Raw genomic sequence first — 23,421 nt, forward strand, 5'->3', positions numbered from 1 at the left:
GCGGACACCGGGGGATGCGTTGGTGCGGGGGATGGGGGCGGCCGGGGGCCGGGCGATGGCGGCCGGGGAGGACAGCCACCGCCCTTGAGCCCTACGGGCCATGAGGTGTACGGGCCTTGCGTTCACGGGCCTTGAGCCCTACGGGCGGACCGCTCAGGCCGGTCGCAGCCAGAGCGTCGCCAGCGGGGGAAGCACCGGCGCGATGGAGGCGGCGCGGCCGTGCGCGGACACCGGTTCCGCCTTGAGGGGCTCGGGGTTGGTGACACCGCTGCCGCCGTAGCGCGGCGCGTCGGTGTTGAGGACCTCGCGCCAGGCGGGGATGTGGTCGGGGACGCCGAGCCGGTAGGCGTGGCGGACGACGGGGGAGAAGTTGGTGACCGCGATCAGGGGAGAGCCGTCGGCGGCGAAGCGGAGGAAGGAGAAGACGTTGTCCTCGCTCGCGCCGCCGTCGATCCAGGAGAAGCCGGCCGGATCGGTGTCGCGCTCCCACAGCGCGGGAGTGGCGGTGTACTCCCGGTTCAGATCGCGGACCAGATCGCGCACGCCCCGGTGGTCCGGCTCGGCGTCGTACGCCGGGTCCAGCAGCCACCAGTCCGGACCGTGGCTCTCCGACCACTCCGCGCCCTGCGCGAACTCCTGCCCCATGAACAGCAGTTGCTTGCCGGGGTGGGCCCACATATAGCCGAGGTAGGCCCGGTGGTTGGCGCGCTGCTGCCACCAGTCACCGGGCATCTTCGACACCAGCGCGCGCTTGCCGTGCACCACCTCGTCGTGGGAGATCGGCAGCACGTAGTTCTCGGAGTAGGCGTAGATCATCGAGAAGGTCATCTCGCCGTGGTGGTACTTGCGGTGCACCGGCTCCTTCGACACATAGACCAAGGAGTCGTGCATCCAGCCCATGTTCCACTTCAGGCCGAAGCCCAGGCCCCCGAAGCCGTCCGGTCCGACGTGATGCGTGGCGCGGGTGACGCCGTTCCAGGCCGTCGACTCCTCGGCGATGGTCACGACGCCGGGGCAGCGGCGGTAGACCGTCGCGTTCATTTCCTGGAGGAAGGCCACCGCGTCGAGGTTCTCCCGGCCGCCGTTGATGTTCGGCGACCAGTCGCCGTCCTCGCGGGAGTAGTCGAGGTAGAGCATCGAGGCGACGGCGTCCACACGCAGCCCGTCGATGTGGAACTCCTCGCACCAGTAGACCGCGTTGGCGACGAGGAAGTTGCGCACCTCGGTGCGGCCGTAATCGAATTCCAGGGTGCCCCAGTCCGGATGCGCGGCCCGCGAGGGATCGCCGTGCTCGTACAGCGGGCGCCCGTCGAACTCCGCCAGCGCCCAGTCGTCGCGCGGGAAGTGCGCCGGCACCCAGTCCATCAGCACGCCGATGCCGGCCCGGTGCAGCGCGTCGACGAGGTACTTGAAGTCGTCCGGGGTGCCCAGCCGGGCGGTCGGCGCGTAGAAACCGGTCACCTGATAGCCCCACGAGCCGCCGAAGGGATGCTCGGCGACCGGCATCAGCTCGACGTGCGTGAAGCCCATCTCCTTGACGTACTCCGGGAGTTGGACCGCCAACTCGCGGTAGGTCAGGCCCGGGCGCCAGGAGGCGAGGTGCACCTCGTAGACGGAGAACGGCGCCTGGTGCACGGGACGTTCACTGCGCCGCGCCATCCAGCCGTCGTCCTGCCACCGGTGGTGCGACTCGGTCACGATCGAGGCGGTGGCCGGCGGGCACTCCGTCCGGCGCGCCATCGGGTCGGCGCGCACGGTGTGCGAGCCGTCCGGCCGGGTGATCTCGAATTTGTACAGCTCGCCCTCGCCGATGTCCGGCAGGAACAGCTCCCAGACGCCGGAGGAGCCCAGCGAGCGCATCGGATGGCCGGTGCCGTCCCAGTAGTTGAAGTCGCCGACGACCCGGACGCCCTGGGCGTTGGGCGCCCAGACCGTGAAGCGGGTGCCGGTCACCCCCTGGTGGTCCATCGGCCGGGCGCCGAGCGCGTGCCACAACTGCTCGTGCCGGCCCTCGCCGAGCAGGTACAGATCCAGTTCACCGAGCGCCGGCAGGAAGGAGTAGGGGTCGCGCACCGTCAGGGTGGTGTCGGCGTAGACGATCTCCAGCTCGTACCGCGGGATCTCACCGAGCGGCAGCAGCGCGGCGAACAGCCCGTCGCCCTCGGCGTGCAGCGGAGTGCGCGCGCCCTCGGTCAGGACGGTGACGCGCCGGGCGAACGGGCGCAGGACGCGGATGACCACGCCCTCGGGCACCAGGTGCGCGCCGAGCATCCCGTGCGGGTCGTGGTGGGCTCCGGCGAGCAGCCGGCCGCGGTCCTCCGCACCGAGCGGGGGGACGCCCGGGGCGCCGGCGGGGCGCGGCTCCACCGGCGGCGGGTCCGCCCGCCGGGCGGTGCCCGGCGCGGTCGCCGGTGCGGTGTCCGCGGTGCGGGGCGCGGGCGGGCGCGGAGCCGCCGGGCGTCCGGCGGCGGCACTCCCGCCGGTGGCGGGGGCCCCGGTCGCCGCGGCGGTCTCGGCGGCGCCGGGCCCGGCGGCCGCGGCCGGCTCCGCCCCGGTGGCGGGCTTCTCGGCCGGCGGCCGGGATGCGGGGGCCTTGGCGGGCACGGAGCGGGGATTCGTACGGCGGGACGGACGGGCGGTCACGTGAGGAGCCTCCTCGGGCGGATCAACGGTCGGATGTCGGCGGGTTGTGCCGGCGGACGGGCCGGCGGTGTGGCGGTCTCGGCGCGGCGGACCGGCGCGAGGGACCGGGGCGGCGTGCGGTCGGCCGGCGGTCGGCCTCGGCTCCCCTCACCCCGGCTCGTCGCCCCCGGCCCGCTCCCCCTCCCCTTCCGCGCCCCCTCCGGTCCGGCCCGTCCGCTGCGCGCCCGCCGCCAGCCGCCGGACGGCGGCCATCGGGACGGACAGCCAGTCGGGCCGGTGCCGGGCCTCGTACAACACCTCGTAAACGGCCTTGTCGGTCTCGTAGGCACGCATCAGCTCGGGCGCGGAGCGCGGGTCGAGGCCGCCCGCCTCGGCGTATCCCAGGCAGTAGGCGTCGCGGGTGCGGCGCGCCCACTCCAGCGCCCAGGGGTCGCCGCCGGCCGGGCCGCTGCGCGCCGCGTAGTCGAAGGAGCGCAGCATCGCCGCGACGTCGCGCACCGCCGGCTGCGGCCGGCGCCGTTCGGCCAGCGGCCGGGCCGGCTCCCCCTCGAAGTCGATCAGCGACCAGCGGCCCTCCGCGGCGGAGCGCAGGGTCTGGCCCAGGTGCAGATCGCCGTGGATGCGCTGCGCGGCCCAGCTCCGGCCGTCGTGGCCGACGGCGGCGAGCGCGTCGAAGGCGGTCCGCAGCCGCGCGCGGTAGGGCTGGAGCACGGGCACCGCGCGGGCGGTGGCGTCCAGCCGCTCGTTCATCTCGGCGGCGATCACCTCCAGCTCCGGGCGGCGCAGTTCGGTGGTCGGCAGCGTCTGGGCGAGCGCGGTGTGCACCTCGGCGGTGGCGTGGCCCAGTGCCCGTGCGGAGCCGGTGAAGTCGGCGCGCACGGCCAGCGCGTTGAGCGCGAGCTGCCAGCCGTCCGCCGAGCCCTGGAGGAACGGCTGGAGGACGCCGAGCGTGGTGGCCTCGCCGCCGTCGTCCGCGGCCGCCGTCTCGAACCACGCGGCGGGCGCCGGCACCCGCGCGCATTTGGCGTCGGCCAGGGCGCGCGGGAGTTCCAGATCGGGGTTGACGCCGGGCGCGATCCGCCGGAAGACCTTCAGGATGAACGTATCTCCATAGACGATCGAGGAGTTGGACTGCTCGACGGCGATGGGCCGGGCCGGCAGCCCGGAGGGGATGTCGCAGTCCGGCTCCCGGTGAAAGCGCAGCCCCCCGATCCGGCCGGGCACCCGCAGCCGCTCCAGCAGCAGACCGCACAGCCGGTTGTCCAGCAGCGCGTCGTAGATGGTGCGGCCGCGCAGCGGGCCGCCGCCGGGGCGGCCGATCGCGGCGGGCGCCAGTTGCGGCGGCAGGGCGGGGTGCACCCCGAGCAGGAGTTGGTAGCAGTCGCCGACGGCGGGGGTGTGGCCGGCCGGCGCGTGCTGTTGCGCGCGGACGAGCAGTTGGAGCAGGCCCGGCGCGGTGCCGTCGGCGGTGCACGGCAGCAGCTCCGTCGCCGAGAGCAGCGTGAAGCCGGTGACCAGCCGTCCCTTTCCGGCGAACCAGCGTTGTCGTGGCACCCATTCGGCGAGCAGGGGTGCCAGCGAGGACAGCAGATCGGGTGCGCAGACGAGCGGGCGGTCAGGGGTGTTTCGGGTGGCACGGGTCGAGGCGGTGTCCGACATGGCGTCGCGTCCTTTCCCCGGGCACAACGACAGGTTAGGGCAAATTGTCCCGGAATGCGGCCTTGACTGAGCGGCGGTGGGCGGGGTCCCCCAGACGGAGTCCGTCAGGAGTGCCGGGCGAGGATCGTCCCTACGGCGGAGAAGTTCCCGGTGTCTGTCGCCCCGCCGTATGACGGTCCCTCCGGTCGGAGGGACCGACGATGGCCCACCCGGCCCGTGCGGTAGTAGAGGGAGAGTGCCCGAGCGAAAGGTCAAAAAACGCCCGTACGCGCCGTCCGGCCGCGTACGGGCGGATTTCTGGGAACCCGCGCCCGGTCGGGTTCCTGGTGGGGACCTGCTCTAGGCGGGATTGGGGCGCAGGCGGAACCAGTAGAACCCGTGGCCGGCGAGGGTCAGCAGATAGGGCAGTTCGCCGATCGGCGGGAAGCGGACGCCGCCGATGAGTTCCACCGGATGGCGGCCGCTGAACGACTGGAGGTCCAGCTCCGTGGGCTGGGCGAAGCGCGAGAAGTTGTGGACGCACAGCACCAGGTCGTCGTCGCCCCCGCCGCCCGTCGGGGCCTCCCGCAAGAAGGCCAGAACCGCCGGGTTGGTGGACGGCAGTTCGGTGTAACTGCCGAGTCCGAAAGCGGGGTTCTGCTTACGGATCTCGATCATCCGACGGGTCCAGTGCAGCAGGGACGACGGCGAACTCATCGCCGCCTCGACGTTGGTGACCTGGTAGCCGTAGACCGGATCCATGATGGTCGGCAGGAACAGCCGGCCGGGATCGCAGGAGGAGAAGCCGGCGTTGCGGTCCGGCGTCCACTGCATCGGGGTGCGCACCGCGTCGCGGTCGCCGAGCCAGATGTTGTCGCCCATGCCGATCTCGTCGCCGTAATACAGAATCGGCGAACCGGGCAGCGACAGCAGCAGGGCGGTGAAGAGCTCGATCTGGTTGCGGTCGTTGTCCAGCAGCGGGGCGAGCCGCCGGCGGATGCCGATATTGGCGCGCATCCGCGGATCCTTGGCGTATTCCGCGTACATGTAGTCGCGTTCTTCGTCCGTGACCATTTCGAGGGTCAGCTCGTCGTGGTTGCGCAGGAAGATGCCCCACTGGCAGCCCGAGGGGATGGCGGGCGTCTTGGCGAGGATTTCCGAGACCGGGTAGCGCGATTCGCGGCGGACGGCCATGAAGATCCGCGGCATGACCGGGAAGTGGAACGCCATGTGGCATTCGTCGCCGCCGACGCCGTAGTCCCCGAAGTAGTCGACGACGTCCTCCGGCCACTGATTGGCCTCGGCCAGCAGCACCGTGTCCGGATAGTGCGCGTCGATCTCGGCGCGGACCCGCTTGAGGAAGGCGTGCGAGGCGGGCAGGTTCTCGCAGTTGGTGCCCTCCTCGGCGTAGAGGTAGGGCACCGCGTCCAGCCGGAAGCCGTCGATGCCCAGGTCGAGCCAGAACCGCAGGGCGGAGATCATCTCCTCCTGTACGGCCGGGTTCTCGTAGTTGAGATCCGGCTGGTGGGAGAAGAAGCGGTGCCAGTAGTACTGCTTGCGCACCGGATCGAAGGTCCAGTTGGACGCCTCGGTGTCGACGAAGATGATCCGGGCGTCGGCGTACTGCTTGTCGTCGTCCGCCCAGACGTAGTAGTCGCCGTACTGCCCCTGCGGGTCCGCGCGCGACTCCTGGAACCACGGGTGCTGATCGCTGGTGTGGTTCATCACCATGTCGATGATGACGCGCATGCCGCGCTGGTGGGCGGCGTCGACGAATTCCACGAAGTCGGCGAGGTCACCGAATTCCGGGAGCACCGAGGTGTAGTCGGAGACGTCGTAGCCGCCGTCGCGCAGCGGGGATTTGAAGAAGGGCGGCAGCCACAGGCAGTCCACCCCCAGCCATTGCAGATAGTCGAGTTTGGCCGTGATGCCCTTGAGGTCGCCGACGCCGTCGCCGTTGCTGTCCTGGAACGAGCGCACCAGGACTTCGTAGAAGACGGCTCGTTTGAACCAGTCGGGATCGCGGTCCTTGGCCGGGGTGTCCTCGAACTTGTCGGGGACGGGCTCGTTGACGATCAATTGGGTGACCCTCCGATCGGTGAGGACGGTCGCAGCGACAGCACATGAGCGGGCGCGTGAGAGCGGCCCGGCTCAAGGCGCACATAGTTGTCCCTGCCCCAGTGGTAGGTGTCGCCGGTGAGCTCGTCGCGCACCGGGAAGGACTCGTGCCGGCCGAGGCCGAGTTCCGGCATGTCCAACGACACCGTCGCCTCGTGGGTGTGGTGCGGGTCGAGGTTGACCACCGTGAGTACCGTGTCGGCTCCGGCGCCCTCGCCCACGCGCTTGGAGAAGGCGATGACGGCGTCGTTGTCGACGTGGTGGAAGTGCAGGGAGCGCAGTTGCTGTAGTGCGGGGTGCCGCCGGCGGATGCGGTTGAGCGTGGTGAGGAGCGGCGCGATGGTGCGCCCCTCACGGGCCGCGGCTTCCCAGTCGCGGGGCCTTAGCTGGTACTTCTCCGAGTCCAGGTACTCCTCGCTGCCGGGGTGGGCGGGAGTCGACTCGCACAGCTCGTATCCGGCGTAGACGCCCCACGTCGGAGAGAGGGTGGCGGCCAGCACGGCGCGGATCTCGAACGCGGTCCGGCCGCCCTGCTGGAGGTAGGCGTGCAGGATGTCGGGGGTGTTGACGAAGAAGTTCGGCCGCAGGTAGGCGGCGCTGTCACCGGAGAGCTCGGTGAGGTAGTCGGTCAGCTCCTGCTTGGTGTTACGCCAGGTGAAATAGGTGTACGACTGGTGGAAGCCAACCTGGGCGAGGGTGTGCAGCATCGCCGGACGGGTGAACGCCTCGGCCAGGAAGAGCACGTCGGGATCGGTGCGGCCCAGGTCGCCGATCACCTTCTCCCAGAACTGGACCGGCTTGGTGTGCGGGTTGTCGACCCGGAAGATGCGCACGCCCTTCGCCATCCAGAAGCGCAGCACCCGCTTCGTCTCGCGGACCAGCCCGCGGAAATCGGCGTCGAAGTCGATGGGGTAGATGTCCTGGTACTTCTTCGGCGGGTTCTCGGCGTAGGCGATGGAGCCGTCCGCGCGGTGGTGGAACCACTCGGGGTGGCGCTGGACCCAGGGGTGGTCGGGGGAGCACTGCAGGGCGAAGTCCAGGGCCACCTCCATCCGCAGGTCACGGGCGGTGCTGACGAAGTGTGCGAAGTCCTCGAAGGTGCCCAGGTTCGGGTGGAGCGCGTCATGGCCGCCGGCGGCCGATCCGATGGCCCAGGGGGAGCCGACGTCGTCCGGACCGGCGGACAAGGAGTTGTTGGGGCCCTTGCGGAAAGAGGTGCCGATGGGGTGGATGGGCGGGAGATAGACGACGTCGAAGCCCATCGCGGCGATGGCGGGCAGCCGCTCGGCGGCGGTGCGCAGCGTGCCGCTGACCGGAGTGCCGTCCGGCGCGGTGGTCGCCCCCTCGGAGCGCGGGAAGAATTCGTACCAGGAGCCGTACAGGGCGCGGCGGCGCTGGACGACCAGCGGCAGCGGGCGCGAGGTGGTCAGCAGCTCACGCAGGGGATTGCGGTCCAGCGCCTGGGTGACCTCGGGGGCCAGGGCCATGGCCAGGCGGGTGGCGCCGGGCAGGGTGGTGTCGCGCAGCGCGTCGACGGCGCCGAGCACCGCCTCGCGGCCGTCGCTCTTGGGCACCTCCGCGGCCGCCCGCTCATGGAGTTCGGCGCCCTCGGCGAGCACCAGTTCGGTGTCGATCCCCGCCGGGATCTTGATCGCGGCATGCCGCCGCCAGGTGGTGACCGGGTCCGACCACGCCTCGACGGTGAACGTCCAGCGGCCCTCGACATCCGCGCTGACCTGGGCGACCCACCGGTCGGTGCCGGACTGCGGCTCGCGCATCGGCGTCCAGGGGCCGCAGCGGCCCGCGGGATTGCGCAGCACCACGTTCGCGGCGACCGCGTCATGGCCTTCTCGGAAGACGGTGGCCGAGACTTCGAAGGTCTCGCCCACCACCGCCTTCGCCGGGCGGCGGCCGCAATCGATCTGCGGGCGGATGTCCAGAACAGGGATGCGACCGATCATGGGCTCACCTGAGGCTTGTAATGCTTTGCAGGGTTCCGTCCTTTGTATCCGTTCCATGGCAGGGGTACGGGGTCCGGGCAGGGGCGCTCCTGTCCGCTTTCACTCGGTTGGCGGCGGTGCGGCGGGCCCGGCCGGTGCGAGCGGAAGGTGTGCGAGGAACGGCGTACCCGTAGAGCCTTCCCTCGGACGGCGGCCGGGAAATCCGGTGGAACGTGAACTACTGGTACGTAACCCGGGTCCGCCGCGCGTCGGCCGGCCGGTCGGCGACACCTCACGGGCGGGAGACGCGCTGGTGACACGCTCGACGCTCGCCTCCTCAACTCGGTGGAAAAAAAGCGGAGTTGCGGTACGCGGATGTCCGGTGCCGCGCCGGGGCCCGCGGCGCACCCCGCAGCCTGCCGCCAGGAGCGAGTCCGTACAAGAGCGCATCAGGGGGTGGAATCGGCCATATCGGCGGACGCGCCGGTACGAACGGCCACGCCGGAGCGGTGTGGTGGTTGAAGGGCCGCCCCACCGTTACCGTCGAGGAGTGAAGGCCATTCGTCGTTTCACCGTGCGTCCCGTCCTTCCCGAGCCCCTACGACCCCTCAGTGACCTCGCGCGCAATCTGCGCTGGTCATGGCACCCGGAGACCCGAGAACTCTTCCAGGTCGTCGACCCCGACGGCTGGCGGCGGGCGGGCGCCGACCCCGTCCGACTGCTCGCCGCGGTGTCCGCCGAACGGCTGACGGAGCTGGCGGGAGACCGCCGCTTCCTGCGCCGCCTGACCGCGGCCGCCGACGATCTGCACGACTATCTCGACGGCCGCCGCTGGTACCAGAGCGCCGGCGAACGCGGCCAGGAACCCGGCCGCGCGGGTGACCGGCCCGCCGCGATCGCCTATTTCTCCCCCGAGTTCGGCATCACGGCCGCCCTGCCCCAATACTCCGGCGGCCTCGGCATCCTCGCCGGAGACCACCTCAAGGCCGCCAGTGACCTGGGCGTACCCCTGATCGGCGTCGGCCTCCTCTACCGCCACGGCTACTTCCGGCAGTCCCTCTCCCGCGAGGGCTGGCAGCAGGAGCACTACCCCGTCCTCGACCCCAACGAGCTGCCCCTGACCATGCTGCGGGAGGCCGACGGCACGCCCGCCCACATCGCCCTCGCCCTCCCCGGCGGCCGCCGGCTGCGCGCCGCCGTCTGGCAGGCCCAGGTCGGCCGGATTCCGCTGCTGCTGCTCGACTCCGACGTCGAGGGCAACGGCTCCGGCGAGCGCGAGGTCACCGACCGGCTCTACGGCGGCGGCAGCGAGCACCGGCTGCTCCAGGAGATGCTGCTGGGCATCGGCGGCGTACGGGCGGTGCGCGCGTACTGCCGGCTCACCGGCCACCCGGCCCCCGAGGTCTTCCACACCAACGAGGGCCACGCCGGCTTCCTCGGCCTGGAGCGCATCCGCGAACTGTCCGCGGACGGGCTGGAGTTCGGCGCGGCCCTGGAATCCGTACGGGCCGGCACGGTCTTCACCACCCACACCCCCGTCCCGGCCGGCATCGACCGCTTCGACCGGCAACTGGTCGCCCGCCACTTCGGTGACGACGGCGAACTGCCCGGCATCGACTGCGACCGGGTGCTGGCGCTGGGCACCGAGTCCTATCCCGGCGGGGAGCCCAAGCTCTTCAACATGGCCGTGATGGGACTGCGGCTGGCCCAGCGCGCCAACGGCGTCTCCACCCTGCACGGGCGCGTCAGCCGGCAGATGTTCGCCGGTCTGTGGCCGGGTTTCGACGCCGAGGACGTGCCGATCACCTCCGTCACCAACGGGGTGCACGCCCCGACGTGGGTGGCGCCCGAGGTCCTGCGGCTCGGCGCCCGCCAGCTCGGCGCCGGCCGGGCGGAGGACGCGCTGTCGGTCGGCGGCTCGCAGCGCTGGGACGCCGTCTCCCGCATCCCCGACGCCGCCATCTGGGAACTGCGCCGCACCCTGCGCGAACAACTGGTGGCCGAGGTCCGCGAGCGGCTGCGCGCCTCCTGGCGGCACCGCGGCGCGGGCAGCGCGGAACTGGGCTGGATCGACCAGGTGCTCTCGCCCGACGTCCTGACGATCGGGTTCGCCCGCCGGGTGCCCTCCTACAAACGCCTCACCCTCATGCTGCGCGACCGCGACCGGCTGCGGGACCTGCTGCTGCACCCCGAGCGGCCGGTGCAGATCGTCGTCGCGGGCAAGGCCCACCCCGCCGACGAGGGCGGCAAACGGCTCATCCAGGAGCTGGTGCGCTTCGCCGACGACGCGCGGGTCCGCCACCGCCTGGTCTTCCTGCCCGACTACGGCATGGCGATGGCGCAGAAGCTCTATCCCGGCTGCGACGTGTGGCTGAACAACCCGCTGCGGCCGCTGGAGGCCTGCGGCACCTCGGGAATGAAGGCAGCGTTGAACGGCGCGCTGAACCTGTCGGTGCGCGACGGCTGGTGGGACGAGTGGTACGAGCCGGACTTCGGCTGGGTCATCCCGACCGCCGACGGGGCGGCCACGGACGAGGACCGGCGCGACGAGCTGGAGGCGAACGCCCTCTACACCCTGCTCGAACAGCAGGTCGCGCCGCGCTTCTACGACCGCGGTGACGCCGGCATCCCGCGCCGCTGGGTGGAGATGGTCCGGCGGACCCTGGCGACCCTGGGACCCAAGGTGCTCGCCGTGCGCATGGTGCGCGAATACGTCGACCGGCTCTACACCCCGGCCGCGCACGCCCACCGTGCCATGACCCCCGACGCGGCCGCTGAACTGGCCGCCTTCAAGGCCCGGGTGCGCGCGGCCTGGCCCCGGGTGTCCGTGGACCACGTGGAGACGACCTGTCCGCCGACGGGGCCGGCGGGCGGCAGCGGGGAGCTGGGCACCGCGCTCGACCTGCGGGTGCGGGTCTCGCTCGGGGATCTGTCCCCCGACGACGTCGAGGTGCAGGTGGTCGCCGGCCGGGTCGACGGCTCCGACCGGATCACCGACCCCACGGCCGTACCGCTGAAGCCGACCGCCGGACCGGACCTGACGGGAAGTCACCTCTACGAGGGCCCGCTGGCGCTGGACCGTACGGGCTCCTTCGGCTACACCGTCCGCGTCCTGCCCGCCCACCGGCTGCTGGCCACCGGGGCGGAGCCCGGCCTGGTCGCCGTCCCCGCCGAGGCGGCGGAGGCGACCGCCCGGCAGGTGCCGGGGGTGCTGCTGCGCTGAGCCGGCGCCGGCCGCGCGGCGGCCGGGCGCACGACGATCGCCCCGGGGCGGCGGACCCCGGGGCGATCGGCTGTGTTCAGGCGCCGGTGCGCGCTGCCGTTACTTGACGGCGACGCCCGTCCAGGCGGCCTCGACGCCCTTGACCTCGGCGCCACCCGCGCCGTAGAGGTCGGTGGCGGCCTTGACGGTCGCCTCACGGGCGGCCTTGTAGTCGGTGTTCGACGTCATGTACTCGGTCAGGGCCTTGAACCAGATCTTCTCGGCCTTGTCCCGGCCGATGCCCTCGACCTTGGAGCCGTCCGCCGTCGGGCTGTCGTACTTCACGCCACCGATCTCCTTGGCGCCGCTGCCCTCGGACAGCAGGTAGAAGAAGTGGTTGGCGACGCCCGAGGAGTAGTGCGGGTCCAGGCCCCCGGTGTTGGAGTCCCAGTTGTCCTGCGACTGGCCGTCCTTGGAGGGCTTGTCCATGTAGCGCAGCGGGGTGCCGTCGCCGTTGATGTCGATCTTCTCGCCGATGAGGTAGTCGCCCGGGTCCTTCTCGTTCTTGGCGTAGAACTCGGCCGAGGTACCGAAGATGTCCGAGGTGGCCTCGTTCAGACCGCCGGACTCACCGCTGTAGGTGAGGTTGGCGGTGGCGGAGGTGACACCGTGCGACATCTCGTGGGCGGCGACGTCGAGGGCGGTCAGCGGGGCCTTGTTGCCCTGGCCGTCGCCGTAGGTCATGCAGAAGCAGCTGTCGTCCCAGAAGGCGTTGACGTAGCTGTCGCCGTAGTGGACCCGCGAGGAGGCGCCCTTGCCGTCGCCCTTGATGCCGCTGCGGCCGTGGACGTTCTTGTAGTAGTCCCAGGTCACACCGGCGCCGTAGTGGGCGTCGACGGCCGCGGTCTGCGGGTCGTCGGGCTTGCCGGTGCCCCAGGCGTCGTCCTCGTCGGTGAACGCCTTGCCGTCGCCGGACTCGCCGTTCTCCAGGTTGCTGGTCTTGTGACCGCCGCGGCCGCCGTCGGTCAGCGTGAAGCCGCTGCCCTCCTTGGAGGTGCCCAGCTCGACGCTGCCGCTGTACTCGCTCTCGCCCTTGCCGGTGTGGATCTCGTCGTACTGGAACAGCTTCTTGCCGCTGTTGGCGTCGGTGATGACGTGCAGTCTGCTGGGCGTGCCGTCCTTCTGGACGCCGCTGACAACGGTGTCGTACGCCAGTACGGGCTTGCCGGAGGCGGCCCAGACGACCTTGCGGGGCGCCGGCGCGTCGGCCTTCTTCGCGCTGATGCTCTTCGCCGCGGTGCCCTGCGCGGACTTGGCGGCGGCCTGCGGCGCGATCTTCGCGGTGGTGGAGGCCACCTTGACCGACGTGTCGGTCGCCTTGGTGGTGCTCTTGACGGCGCCGCCCTTGGCGGTGTGCACGATCAGGTCGCCGCCGAGGACCGGCAGGCCGGCGTAGGTGCGGTCGTAGCGGGTGTGCGTGGTGCCGTCGGCGTCCTTGATGACGTCCTTGACGACGAGCTTCTCCTGCGCGCCGAGGCCCAGTTCCTTCGCGGTCTGCGCCTTGGTGGCGCTCGCGTCGCGCAGCAGTTCGGCGCGGTGCGAGGCGCTGAGCTTGAGCGGCGAACCGCCCTGCGGGGTGGCCTGTGTGGGGGAGGCGCCCGCGGTGCCCGCGGTGATGCCGGCGGCCAGGAGGGCCGCGGCGGCGAGGGCGGTACCGGTGACACGGGTCTTACGGGATATGTGGGGGGTCACGCGTGCTCCTTCAACTTTGCCAAACGGTGGGGGTGCAAAGCGATGCGGGTGTGACGTGCGTTCGAGGAAGAGTGCCATTTCGAACGCGTGCATGTCAGGAGGGTGTTCACAGGTTGGCCGAAAATCGTCCGTAGAGCGAAGATCGCTGTTCATATAACGGAGAGGGGCGCCGCCCCCCGGGTTCCGGGAGCGACGCCCAACTTCCTTACTGACTACGGCTGTTGTGGGACAGCGGCGGGCTCTCGACCGCCACTGTCACACGGAGGTGACGCCCGGGTGGCCCGGGGTGGTCAGAAGGTGAGCTTCCAGCCGTTGATGTAGCCGGTGTCCACGCTGTAGACGTCCTGGACCCGCAGCTTCCAGGTGCCGCTCGCCGCCTTGGATGAGGCGTTGACGGTGTACGTCGCCTTGACGTCGGCCGCCGAGTCCGACGCGTTCGCGTTCTTCAGCCGGTAGGCCGTGCCGTCCGGGGCGACGAGGTCCACGACCAGGTCACCGCGGTAGGTGTGCACGATGTCGACCGTCACCTGCAGACCGCTGGGCGCGTTGCCGCTGCGGCTGACGGTGATCGGCGAGGTGACCGCCGCGCCCGCGTCCGGGATGCGCACGTCGTCGGCGTTCTCGAAGACGTTGCCGCCGCCGGCCGGGTTGACCGTCCAACTGAAGGTGGTGGTGCCGGTCTTCTTCGCCGCGTCGGTGACCGTGACCGTGACGCTCGTGGTCCCGGTCGCCGTCGGCGTACCGGAGATCAGACCGGTGCTCGCGTTGATCGACAGCCCGGCGGGCAGACCGGTCGCCGCGTAGGTCAGCGCGCCGGCGGTGCCGCTGGTCGCCTTGATCTGGAGGCTCGCCGCCTGGTTCACCGTGCTGGTCTGGTTGCCCGGGTTGGTGACGGTGACCGCGCCGGAGTCCGGGACGCGGGAGCCGACGTTGACCGCCGCCCAGGTGTTGGCGACCGTGTTGTACGTCGCGCTGCCCTGGCCGAAGAGGTCGGCGGCCGCGCTCAGCGTCGCGGTGCGCGCCGCCGCGTAGTTGGTGTTGGCGCTCATGTACTGGCTGAGCGCCTTGAACCACACCTTCTCGGCGTTGGCCCGGCCGATGCCCGGGACGGGCAGGTTGTCGTAGGTCGGGCTGTCGTAGTGGACGCCGTTGATGTCCTTGGCGCCGCTGCCCTCGGACAGCAGGTAGAAGAAGTGGTTGGCGACGCCCGAGGAGTAGTGGACGTCGACGTTGCCGATACCGGAGTACCAGTAGTCCTTGGACGAGCCGTCCTTGCTCGGCTTGTCCATGTACCGCAGCGGCGTGCCGTTGCCCCGGATGTCGATCTTCTCGCCGACGAGGTAGTCGCCCACGTCCTGGGGGTTGTTGGCGTTGAACTCCACGGCGGCCGCGAAGATGTCGCTGGTGCCCTCGTTGAGGCCGCCGGACTCACCGCTGTAGGTGAGGTCGGCGGTGGCGGCGGTGACACCGTGCGTCATCTCGTGCGCCGCGACGTCGATGGACGTCAGCGGCTTGACGTTGCCGTCGCCGTCGCCGTACGTCATGCAGAAGCAGCCGTCGTCCCAGAAGGCGTTGACGTAGTTGTTGCCGTAGTGCACCCGGGTGTAGGCGCCGACGCCGTCGCCCCGGATGCCGTTGCGGCCGTGCACGTTCTTGTAGTAGTCCCAGGTCAGCGCGGCGCCGTAGTGGGCGTCCACGCCGGCGGTCTGGGCGTTTTGCGGGGTGCCGTCGCCCCACACGTCGTCCGGGTCGGAGAACAGCGTCCCGGTGCCGGACGAACCGTGGTTGAGGTTGTACGTCTTGTGGTTGCCGCGGCCGGTGTCGGTCAGCGTGTACGAGGGCGCGGTGCCCAGCGTGACCTTGCCGCTGTACTGGCTGTTGCCGGTGCCGTTCTCGATCCCCTGGTACTCGAAGATCTTGGCGCCGGTCGTGGCGTCCGTGATGACGTGCAGCTCGTTGGGCGTGCCGTCGTGCTGGAGCCCGCCGACCACCGTCTCGTACGCGAGCACCGGCTTGCCGTCGGCGACCCAGACCACCTTGCGGGGGTCCTTGGCGGCCTCGGTCTTCTTCGACCCCTGGGCCTGCGCCGACTTGACGGCCTTCGCCTCGGCGGCGGCCGGCTTGATCTTCGCGGTGGTGCCCGCGACCTTGAGCTGCGAGCGGATGGCCTTGGTGACGCCCCGGAGCGCGCCGGCCTTGCTCTCGTGCACGACGAGGTCACCGCCGAGGACCGGCAGTCCCGCGTAGGTCCGCTCGTAGCGGGTGTGCGTGGTGCCGTCGACGTCCTTGGAGACGTCCTTGACGACCAGTTGCTCCTTCGCGCCGAGCTTGAGCCGCCGCGCGGTCTCGGCGGTGGTGGCGCCGGCTTCCCGTATCAGCTCCGCACGCTGGGACGGGGAAAGCTTCGCCGGAAGTGCGCCGGGGTCGGGCTTGGCGTGCGCGGTGCCCGGGCGCGGGGTGGCCGCCGTGCCGGTGCCGGCCTGTACGCCGACTGCCAGCATCGCCGTGACGGCGACCAGTGCGCCGGTCGCGACGGCGCGGTTATGGGGGGTGCGTCTCACACTGACTCCTTCTGCGGTGGCCGACATGACGGTGCGGCCGAGGGGGACCGGGGCGGCGAAGGGCCGTCCGGGCAGATCGAGGCAGAACTCATGGAGCGTGTGGGGGGAAGACGTGCAGGTGGAACGGGTGGAACGGGGAACGGGCGGCCACCGGACGTGGTGCTGTGGGGATCCGTGTGGCGGCTGCCGGGAAGAGTCCCACTACCGCCCCGGGATTGTCAGGATCTCCTCAACTAATTGGCCGGAAACCGTCCGTTGCGCGAAATCCGTGTCCGGAAAACGGACGGGCGCGGGGGTTTGGGGGCCGCGCGGGGGCCGTGAGGGGGCCGAAGCCAGCCCGAGCCGGGGGCTTCGGGATGCCGTCGAGGGCTGCGGCGCCCGGGTCCGGCGGCGTCGTCGCCCCGCCCGATATCACGGCGTGCCGGTACGCCGACACCACGCGCGCCGGCGCCGGTCGCCGGACCTGGCGAACCGTCCGGGCGGTGGCCACCCGCCCCCGGTCCGGTGTCCGACCTCAGGCCGTCACCCCGGCACCGCCCGGAACAGCAGCACCGACCGCCCCGGAACGGTCAGCGTGCCGCCCGCCGGGTGGACCGTCTCCGTGTCCGCCGCCCACGGCTGTTCGTCCTGTGAGGTGTCGACCAGGAGGACGTACTCCCGGGCCCAGGGCGGGCCGGGGAGGGTGAAGGGCAGCGGCTCGTGGTGGGCGTGGAGGACGACGAGGAAGCTGTCGTCGACGACGCGCAGGCCCTGCGCGTCGCGCTGGGAGATGTCGTTGCCGGAGAGGTACATGCCGAGGGTGGCCCCGGGGGCGTACCAGTCCGGTTCGGTCATCTCCGTGCCGCCGGGGGTGAACCAGGCCAGGTCGCGCAGGCCGCCCTGGCCCTGCGGGCGGCCGGAGAAGAAGGCGCGTCGGCGCAGGACGGGATGGGCGCGGCGCAGGGCGATCAGGCGGGCGGCGAGGTCGGCCAGGGAACGCCACCCGGGGTCGTCCAGGAGCGACCAGTCCAGCCAGCTGAGGGCGTTGTCCTGGCAGTAGGCGTTGTTGTTGCCGCGCTGGGTGCGGCCCATCTCGTCGCCCGCGACCAGCATCGGCACGCCGGTGGACAGCAGGAGGGTGGTCAGGAGGTTGCGCAACTGGCGGCGGCGCAGGGCGTTGACGGACGCGTCGTCGCACTCGCCCTCGGCGCCGCAGTTCCAGGCCCGGTTGTCGTGGGTGCCGTCGCGGTTGTCCTCGCCGTTGTCGTCGTTGCGCTTGTGTTCGTAGGTGACCAGGTCGCGCAGGGTGAAACCGTCGTGGGCGGTGATGAAGTTGACCGAGGCGTAGGGGCGGCGGCCGCCCCAGGCGTAGAGGTCGCTCGATCCGGAGAGGCGGTAGCCGAGGTCGCGCACATCGGCCTGGGCGCCGCGCCAGAAGTCGCGGACGGTGTCGCGGTAGCGGTCGTTCCACTCCGTCCACAGGGGTGGGAAGGCGCCGACCTGATAACCGCCCGAGCCCACGTCCCAGGGCTCGGCGATCAGCTTGACGCGGCGCAGCACCGGGTCCTGGGCGATGACGGCGAGGAAGGGGGAGAGCATGTCGACGTCGTGCATGGAACGGGCCAGCGCCGCCGCCAGGTCGAAGCGGAAGCCGTCGACGCCCATCTCGATGACCCAGTAGCGCAGCGAATCGGTGATCAGACGCAGCACGTTGGGCTGGACGACGTGCAGGGTGTTGCCGCAGCCGGTGTAGTCGGCGTAGCGGCGCGGGTCGTCCTGGAGGCGGTAGTAGCCCCGGTTGTCGATGCCGCGCAGGGAGAGGGTGGGGCCGAGTTCGCCGGCTTCCGCGGTGTGGTTGTAGACGACGTCGAGGATCACCTCGATACCGGCGTCGTGCAGCGCGCGCACCATGCGTTTGAACTCGCCGACCTGCTGCCCGCGGGTGCCCGTGGCGGCGTACCCGGCGTGTGGCGCGAAGTAGCCGATGGAGTTGTAGCCCCAGTAGTTGCGCAGCCCCCGGCGCACCAGGTGGTCCTCGTGCGCGAACTGGTGGACGGGCAGCAGCTCGACGGCGGTGACCCCGAGCCGGGTGAGGTGCTCCAGGGCCGCGGGATGCGCCAGGCCCGCGTAGGTGCCGCGAAGGCGTTCGGGGATGCCGGGGTGGCGCATGGTGAAGCCGCGCACGTGCAGCTCGTAGAGCACCGAATCGGGCCAGGGCGTCTTGGGCCGGCGGTCGTCGCGCCATTCGTCGTCCGCGTCGCCGCCGGTGTCGTCGCCGACCACCACGCCCTTGGGGACGTACGGCGCCGAGTCCTGGTCGTCGCGCACGGTGTCGGCGATGTGCTGCTGCGGCCAGTCGCGCACGTGTCCGTAGAGCTGCGCGGGCAGCGCGGGCGGCCCCACCCCCGCCGCGCCCGCCGGCAGGTCGCCGAAGTCGCCGTCGACGGCCCGCGCGTACGGGTCCAGGAGCAGCTTCGCCGGGTTCCAGCGGGCGCCGGTCCACGGGTCCCACCGGCCGTGCACCCGGTAGCCGTACCGCTGCCCCGGGCGCACGCCGGGCAGGAAACCGTGCCAGATCTCGTGCGTCAGCTCGGTGAGGGGATGGCGGCTCTCACGCTCCTCGTCGTCGAAAAGACACACCTCCACGGCCTCGGCGCCGCCCGCCCACAGGGCGAAGTTGGTGCCCGTGACGCCGTCGGGTCCGGTGCGGTGACGGGCCCCGAGGGGCGTCGGGCTGCCGGGGCGGACGGCGGCGGGCGGGACGAGCGCCGGGGCGGGCCCCGCGCCCGGCAGCGGCCCGCGCCGCGCGCCCGGCCCGCCGCTCCCGCCCGGTCCCTCCTCCGGTCCGTCCTGTACTGCCTCCTGCTCGGGTGCGCTCGACACGTGCCGGCCTCCTGCGGCTCATGGCTCGGTCGGGCGGCGGCCCGTGCAGGGGGGACCTTCCAGCATGAGCTGGGGGAGTCCCGGCCGTGCGTGTGTCTCCGCCCTCGGTGTTGTTCTTCCCTCAACCGGGCGTCGCCTCACGTTTCCGGCCCGGTCGGCCGAGCTTTGCCCCGCGCGGGACATACCGATCCCGACATACCCCTTTGTTGACGGTTCATCAGTGACAATTCGGTGCATGACCGTCCATGAGCAGCGCCGAGCGAAGAACCGAGTGACGGACCGGGCGCCCGGCCCCCGTACCGTCCTCGTGGTGGTGGCCGTCCTCGCGACGGCGGTCGCGGCGGCCGGCTGCGGGTCCCGCGATGTGTTCATCGGGGGCAAGCCGCGCTCCCCGGAGGAGGCGATCCGGGTGATCCCCCACAACGGCGCGCGCGACGTACGCCCCACCGGGCGGTTCGAGGTGCGGGTGCCGGACGGGCGGCTGGAGCGGGTCGAGGTCCGGCGGGCCGGGGACTCCGGGAAGGAGGTGGTGGCCGGCCGCCTCTCCCGGGACGGGATGACCTGGCGCCCGGCCTCCGGCCCGCTCGCCCTCGGCGCCAAGTACACCGTCGACGCGGTCGCGCTGGACGGCGCGGGCCGCCGCTCGGCCCGCCACACCACCTTCACCACCCACGTGCCCGCGCACCGCTTCATCGGCTTCTTCACGCCGGAGAACCACACCACCGTCGGCACCGGCATGATCGTTTCTCTGGACTTCAACCGCACGATCGCCGACCGGGCGGCCGTCGAACGCGCCATCACGGTCACCGCCGAGCCCGCCGTCGAGATCGCCGCCCACTGGTTCGGCGCCCGGCGGCTGGACTTCCGGCCCCGCGAGCGCTGGCGGCCGGGCACGAGGATCACCGTGGACCTGCGGCTGCGCGACGTGAAGGCCGGGCCCGGCGCGTACGGCACGCAGCGCAAGACCCTCCACTACCGGGTCGGCCGCGACCAGGTGAGCGTCGTCGACGCCGCGCGGCACACCATGACGGTACGCCGCGCCGGCCGGGTCCTGGCGACCCTGCCGATCACCGCGGGCAACGCCGGCAACCCCACCTACAACGGCAAGATGGTGATCCTGGAGCGGCACCCGGTGACGCGGATGGACGGCGACACCGTCGGCTTCGGCGGCGAGTACGACATCCCCGACGTGCCGCACGCGATGCGCCTCACCCGGTCCGGGACCTTCGTGCACGGCAACTACTGGGCGCGGGCGGAGATCTTCGGGGGCGCCAACACCAGCCACGGCTGCGTGGGGCTGAAGGACATCAAGGGCGGCGGCCCGGACACCCCGGCCGGCTGGCTGTTCCGGCAGTCGATGATCGGCGACATCGTGGAGGTGCGGAACTCCCCGGACCGTGTGATCGCGCCCGACAACGGTCTGGGCGGCTGGAACATGCCGTGGGAGAGGTGGCGCGCCGGGAGCGCGCTGCGCTGACCCTCGCGCCCCGGACCGGGCGGTCGGCGCGCCGGGTCGAGGCGCCGAAGGGGCGAGGGGCACCGCCACTCCGTCACCGCCCGTACGCTCCCGCACCACCCTCGCACTTGGGACTAAACGGTGACATGGGCGGGGAGTTCACGACTCGCCGCGGTGTGGTTATCTAACGGCGAGCGCGCGGCTGCCGGGCATCCGCGCGCGGGGAATCGCGGGCCGTGTGTGAGGGGAAAAGGGGCCAGTCGTGAAGGTGCAGCCGATATCGGGGGAGCCGGTCAGCCGGCGTTGGTCGCGCAAAGGCGGGGGGTCGCTCGCGTTGCTGCTGGGTTCCATGCTGCTGCTGGTGACCGCGTGCGGCGGTGACGCCGACGAGAGGTCGCCGTCGGGCAGGACGGGGGCGGACCGGGGCGCCTCCCGGGCCGCCGTGACGATAGCGCCGAAGGACGGCGCGGACGACGTCGCCACCAGCGGCGCGTTGAAGGTCACCGCCCAGAAGGGCAGGTTGAAGTCCGTCAAGGTCAAGGACGGCAAGGGCAACGAGGTCGACGGGAAGATATCCGGGGACGGCGCCCGGTGGCAGCCCACCGGACACCTCGGCGCCTCGACGAAGTACACCGTCGACGCCGTCGCCGTCGACGGCCGGGGCCGGGAGGCGGCCGAGCACTCCGCGTTCACCACCCTCGTCCCCAAGAACACCTTCATCGGCCAGTACACCCCGGAGAACGGCCAGCGCGTCGGCGTCGGCATGCCCGTCTCGCTCCGCTTCACCCGCGGCATCACCGACATGAAGGCCGTCGAGGACGCCATCGAGGTCACCGCGAAGCCGTCGGTCCCGATCGAGAGCCACTGGTTCGGCAACGACCGGCTCGACTTCCGCCCCGAGAAATACTGGGCGGCGGGCACCAAGGTCACCCTCAAGCTCGACCTGGACGGCGTCGAGGGGCGGCCGGGGGTCTACGGCACCCAGTCCAAGGAGATCTCCTTCACCGTCGGGCGCGGCCAGGTGAGCACCGTGGACGCCGAGGCCAGGACGATGACCGTGGTCCGCGACGGCAAGAAGATCAAGACCATCCAGATCACCGCCGGCGCACCCGGCACCGAGACGTACAACGGCCAGATGGTGATCAGCGAGAAGCACGTCGTGACGCGGATGAACGGCGACACCGTCGGCTTCGGCGGCGAGTACGACATCAAGGACGTGCCGCACGCGATGCGGCTGAGCAATTCCGGCACCTTCATCCACGGCAACTACTGGTCGGGCCGGGCGACGTTCGGTTCGCGCAACGCCAGCCACGGCTGCGTGGGCCTGTTCGACCAGCGCGGCGGCGGGGACCCGGACACCCCGGCGGCCTGGTTCTTCGCCAACTCCGTCGTCGGCGATGTGGTGATCGTCAAGAACTCGCACGACGAGACGATCCAGCCGGACAACGGCTTCAGCGACTGGAACCTGTCCTGGGAGCGGTGGAAGGCCGGTCGGTAGACGCACCGCGGGAGGGGGCGGGCCGGGCCCGGCGCACTGTGACCGAGCGCACCGGGCCCCGCGCCGTTAACGCGTACTAACCTTCGGCGCATGACTGTGAATCTCGAGGTCGCCGAGGGCGTCGGCACCATCCGCCTGGACCGCCCCCCGATGAACGCGCTGGACATCGCCACCCAGGACCGGCTGCGCGAGCTGGCCGAGGAGGCCACCCGCCGCGACGACGTGCGCGCCGTCGTGATCTGGGGCGGCGAGAAGGTGTTCGCGGCCGGCGCGGACATCAAGGAAATGCGGGCCATGGACCACCCCGCCATGATCGTGCGCTCCAAGGCCCTGCAGGACGCGTTCACCGCCGTGGCCCGCATCCCCAAGCCGGTGGTCGCCGCGATCAACGGCTACGCGCTGGGCGGCGGCTGCGAGTTGGCCCTGTGCGCCGACTTCCGCATCGCGGCCGACGACGCCAAGCTCGGCCAGCCCGAAATCCTGCTGGGCCTGATCCCCGGCGCCGGCGGCACCCAGCGGCTGGCCCGGCTGGTGGGCCCGGCCAAGGCCAAGGACCTCATCTTCACCGGCCGCCAGGTGAAGGCCCCGGAGGCGCTCACCCTCGGGCTGGTCGACCGGGTGGTGCCGGCCGCCGAGGTCTACGAGCAGGCGCACGGGTGGGCGGCGCGGCTGGCGACCGGACCGGCGCTGGCGCTGCGGGCCGCGAAGGAATCCGTCGACGCGGGCCTGGAGACGGACATCGACACCGGCCTGACCATCGAACGCAACTGGTTCGCGGGGCTGTTCGCGACCGAGGACCGCGAGCGCGGCATGCGCAGTTTCATCGAGGAAGGGCCGGGCAAGGCCAAGTTCCTCTGATACGCGAGGTGTTGCCGGGGCGCCTGAGGATTGGCCGGTCAGCGATGCCTCGTGTGGGCGAATTGCCGAAAACTTAATGGCACCTTAAGGCAACCTTTTCCGCGATGCCCGACGCGCCGCCGCGCGCTCGAAGTCACCGCAGGTCACAGGGGTGGGGAGGGAACCCCGACCACCCTCGGCCCGGGTGTGGCAGGGGGCGGGAACCGACGATTCCGGACAGTGGATTCCGTTGGTTCCACCCCCGGGGGTGCCTGGTTACGGCCATGATGGACGACATGGCGGGCCTCGAAGGAATGGAGCAGCCGCGGCCGTGGAGCGGCACGGCCGCCGCACGCCGGGCCACCCCCGGCACGGACGCGCGGGCGGTGCCGCCGCCCCGCGCCGCGGTCTCCGGGCCGCCCGATCCGGTCGGCGACTTCAGCCTCGACGAGGTCCGGCTGCCCTCCCGGCCGCAGTCCGCCGGCACCGCCCGCCGGCTGACCGCCGCCGTCGTCCTCGCCCAGTGGTCCCTGACGCCCCAGCTCGCCGAACACGCCGTGCTGCTGGTCTCCGAACTCGTCGGCAACGCCGTACGGCACACCGGCGCGCGCACCTTCGGGCTGCGCGTCCTGCGCCGCCGCGGCTGGATCCGCGTCGAGGTGCGCGACCCGTCGCGGGGGCTGCCGTGCCTGATGCCCGTCCAGGAGATGGACACCAGCGGCCGCGGCCTGTTCCTCGTCGACAAGCTCTCCGACCGCTGGGGCGTCGATCTGCTGCCGCGCGGCAAGACGACCTGGTTCGAGATGCGGATCGCCGACCGCTGACGGCGGCCGCGCGAGCCGGCGGAGCCCGCCCGGGCAGGGCGCGGGCGGGCGGTCCGTAGGATGGGACGCTCACGCTCGCGCCAGGCACCG

General features: G+C 71.7%; 12 protein-coding genes. 5 read left to right on the top strand and 7 right to left on the bottom strand.

Annotated elements, in window-relative coordinates; all coding sequences use genetic code 11:
* Positions 1–153: 153 nt before the first annotated feature.
* The 4 genes from glgB to ACZ45Z_RS13240 form a co-directional block, all read right to left on the bottom strand.
* A complete protein-coding gene (gene glgB, locus ACZ45Z_RS13225; protein WP_468360900.1) occupies positions 154–2,643 on the bottom strand; it encodes a 1,4-alpha-glucan branching enzyme in 2,490 nt (829 codons plus the stop codon).
* 147 nt (positions 2,644–2,790) lie between these two features.
* Positions 2,791–4,302, bottom strand: coding sequence for a maltokinase N-terminal cap-like domain-containing protein (locus ACZ45Z_RS13230; protein ID WP_468360903.1), 1,512 nt, complete (start codon positions 4,300–4,302; stop codon positions 2,791–2,793).
* Positions 4,303–4,641: 339 nt separating this feature from the next.
* Positions 4,642–6,360 carry a maltose alpha-D-glucosyltransferase gene (gene treS, locus ACZ45Z_RS13235; RefSeq protein ID WP_468360905.1) on the bottom strand — a complete coding sequence of 573 codons (1,719 nt, stop codon included), beginning with the start codon at positions 6,358–6,360 and terminating at the stop codon, positions 4,642–4,644.
* A complete protein-coding gene (locus ACZ45Z_RS13240) occupies positions 6,357–8,360 on the bottom strand; it encodes an alpha-1,4-glucan--maltose-1-phosphate maltosyltransferase (RefSeq protein ID WP_468360908.1) in 2,004 nt (667 codons plus the stop codon). Before ACZ45Z_RS13240 ends, treS begins: the two co-directional genes overlap by 4 nt.
* 529 nt (positions 8,361–8,889) lie before the next feature.
* Here ACZ45Z_RS13240 and glgP point away from each other — a divergent pair.
* Positions 8,890–11,562: an alpha-glucan family phosphorylase gene (gene glgP / locus ACZ45Z_RS13245; RefSeq protein WP_468360911.1), complete on the top strand. Its 2,673-nt coding sequence runs from the start codon at positions 8,890–8,892 to the stop codon at positions 11,560–11,562.
* Positions 11,563–11,661: 99 nt separating this feature from the next.
* On the opposite strand, the gene ACZ45Z_RS13250 is transcribed toward glgP, so the two are convergent.
* The 3 genes from ACZ45Z_RS13250 to glgX all read right to left on the bottom strand — a co-directional run bounded on the left by ACZ45Z_RS13250 (position 11,662) and on the right by glgX (position 18,716).
* Positions 11,662–13,293, bottom strand: a complete 1,632-nt coding sequence (locus ACZ45Z_RS13250) for a M4 family metallopeptidase (RefSeq protein WP_468360914.1) — start codon at positions 13,291–13,293, stop codon at positions 11,662–11,664.
* A gap of 290 nt (positions 13,294–13,583) precedes the next feature.
* Entirely contained in the window at positions 13,584–15,854 is a 2,271-nt protein-coding gene (locus ACZ45Z_RS13255; RefSeq protein ID WP_468360916.1) for a M4 family metallopeptidase, read from the bottom strand.
* Between the two features lie 522 nt (positions 15,855–16,376).
* Entirely contained in the window at positions 16,377–18,716 is a 2,340-nt protein-coding gene (gene glgX, locus ACZ45Z_RS13260) for a glycogen debranching protein GlgX (protein ID WP_468360918.1), read from the bottom strand.
* 235 nt (positions 18,717–18,951) lie between these two features.
* Between glgX and ACZ45Z_RS13265 the strand changes: the two genes are divergently transcribed.
* The 4 genes from ACZ45Z_RS13265 (at position 18,952) to ACZ45Z_RS13280 (ending at position 23,331) form a co-directional block, all read left to right on the top strand.
* Positions 18,952–20,193, top strand: coding sequence for a L,D-transpeptidase (locus ACZ45Z_RS13265; protein ID WP_468360921.1), 1,242 nt, complete (start codon positions 18,952–18,954; stop codon positions 20,191–20,193).
* Between the two features lie 241 nt (positions 20,194–20,434).
* A complete protein-coding gene (locus ACZ45Z_RS13270; protein ID WP_468360924.1) occupies positions 20,435–21,670 on the top strand; it encodes a L,D-transpeptidase in 1,236 nt (411 codons plus the stop codon).
* A 90-nt stretch (positions 21,671–21,760) separates the two neighbouring features.
* Positions 21,761–22,528 carry an enoyl-CoA hydratase/isomerase family protein gene (locus ACZ45Z_RS13275; protein ID WP_468360927.1) on the top strand — a complete coding sequence of 256 codons (768 nt, stop codon included), beginning with the start codon at positions 21,761–21,763 and terminating at the stop codon, positions 22,526–22,528.
* Between the two features lie 275 nt (positions 22,529–22,803).
* Positions 22,804–23,331, top strand: a complete 528-nt coding sequence (locus tag ACZ45Z_RS13280; protein ID WP_468360930.1) for an ATP-binding protein — start codon at positions 22,804–22,806, stop codon at positions 23,329–23,331.
* Positions 23,332–23,421 lie beyond the last annotated feature (90 nt).

The sequence above is a fragment of the Streptomyces sp. NPDC031210 genome, from assembly GCF_055570395.1.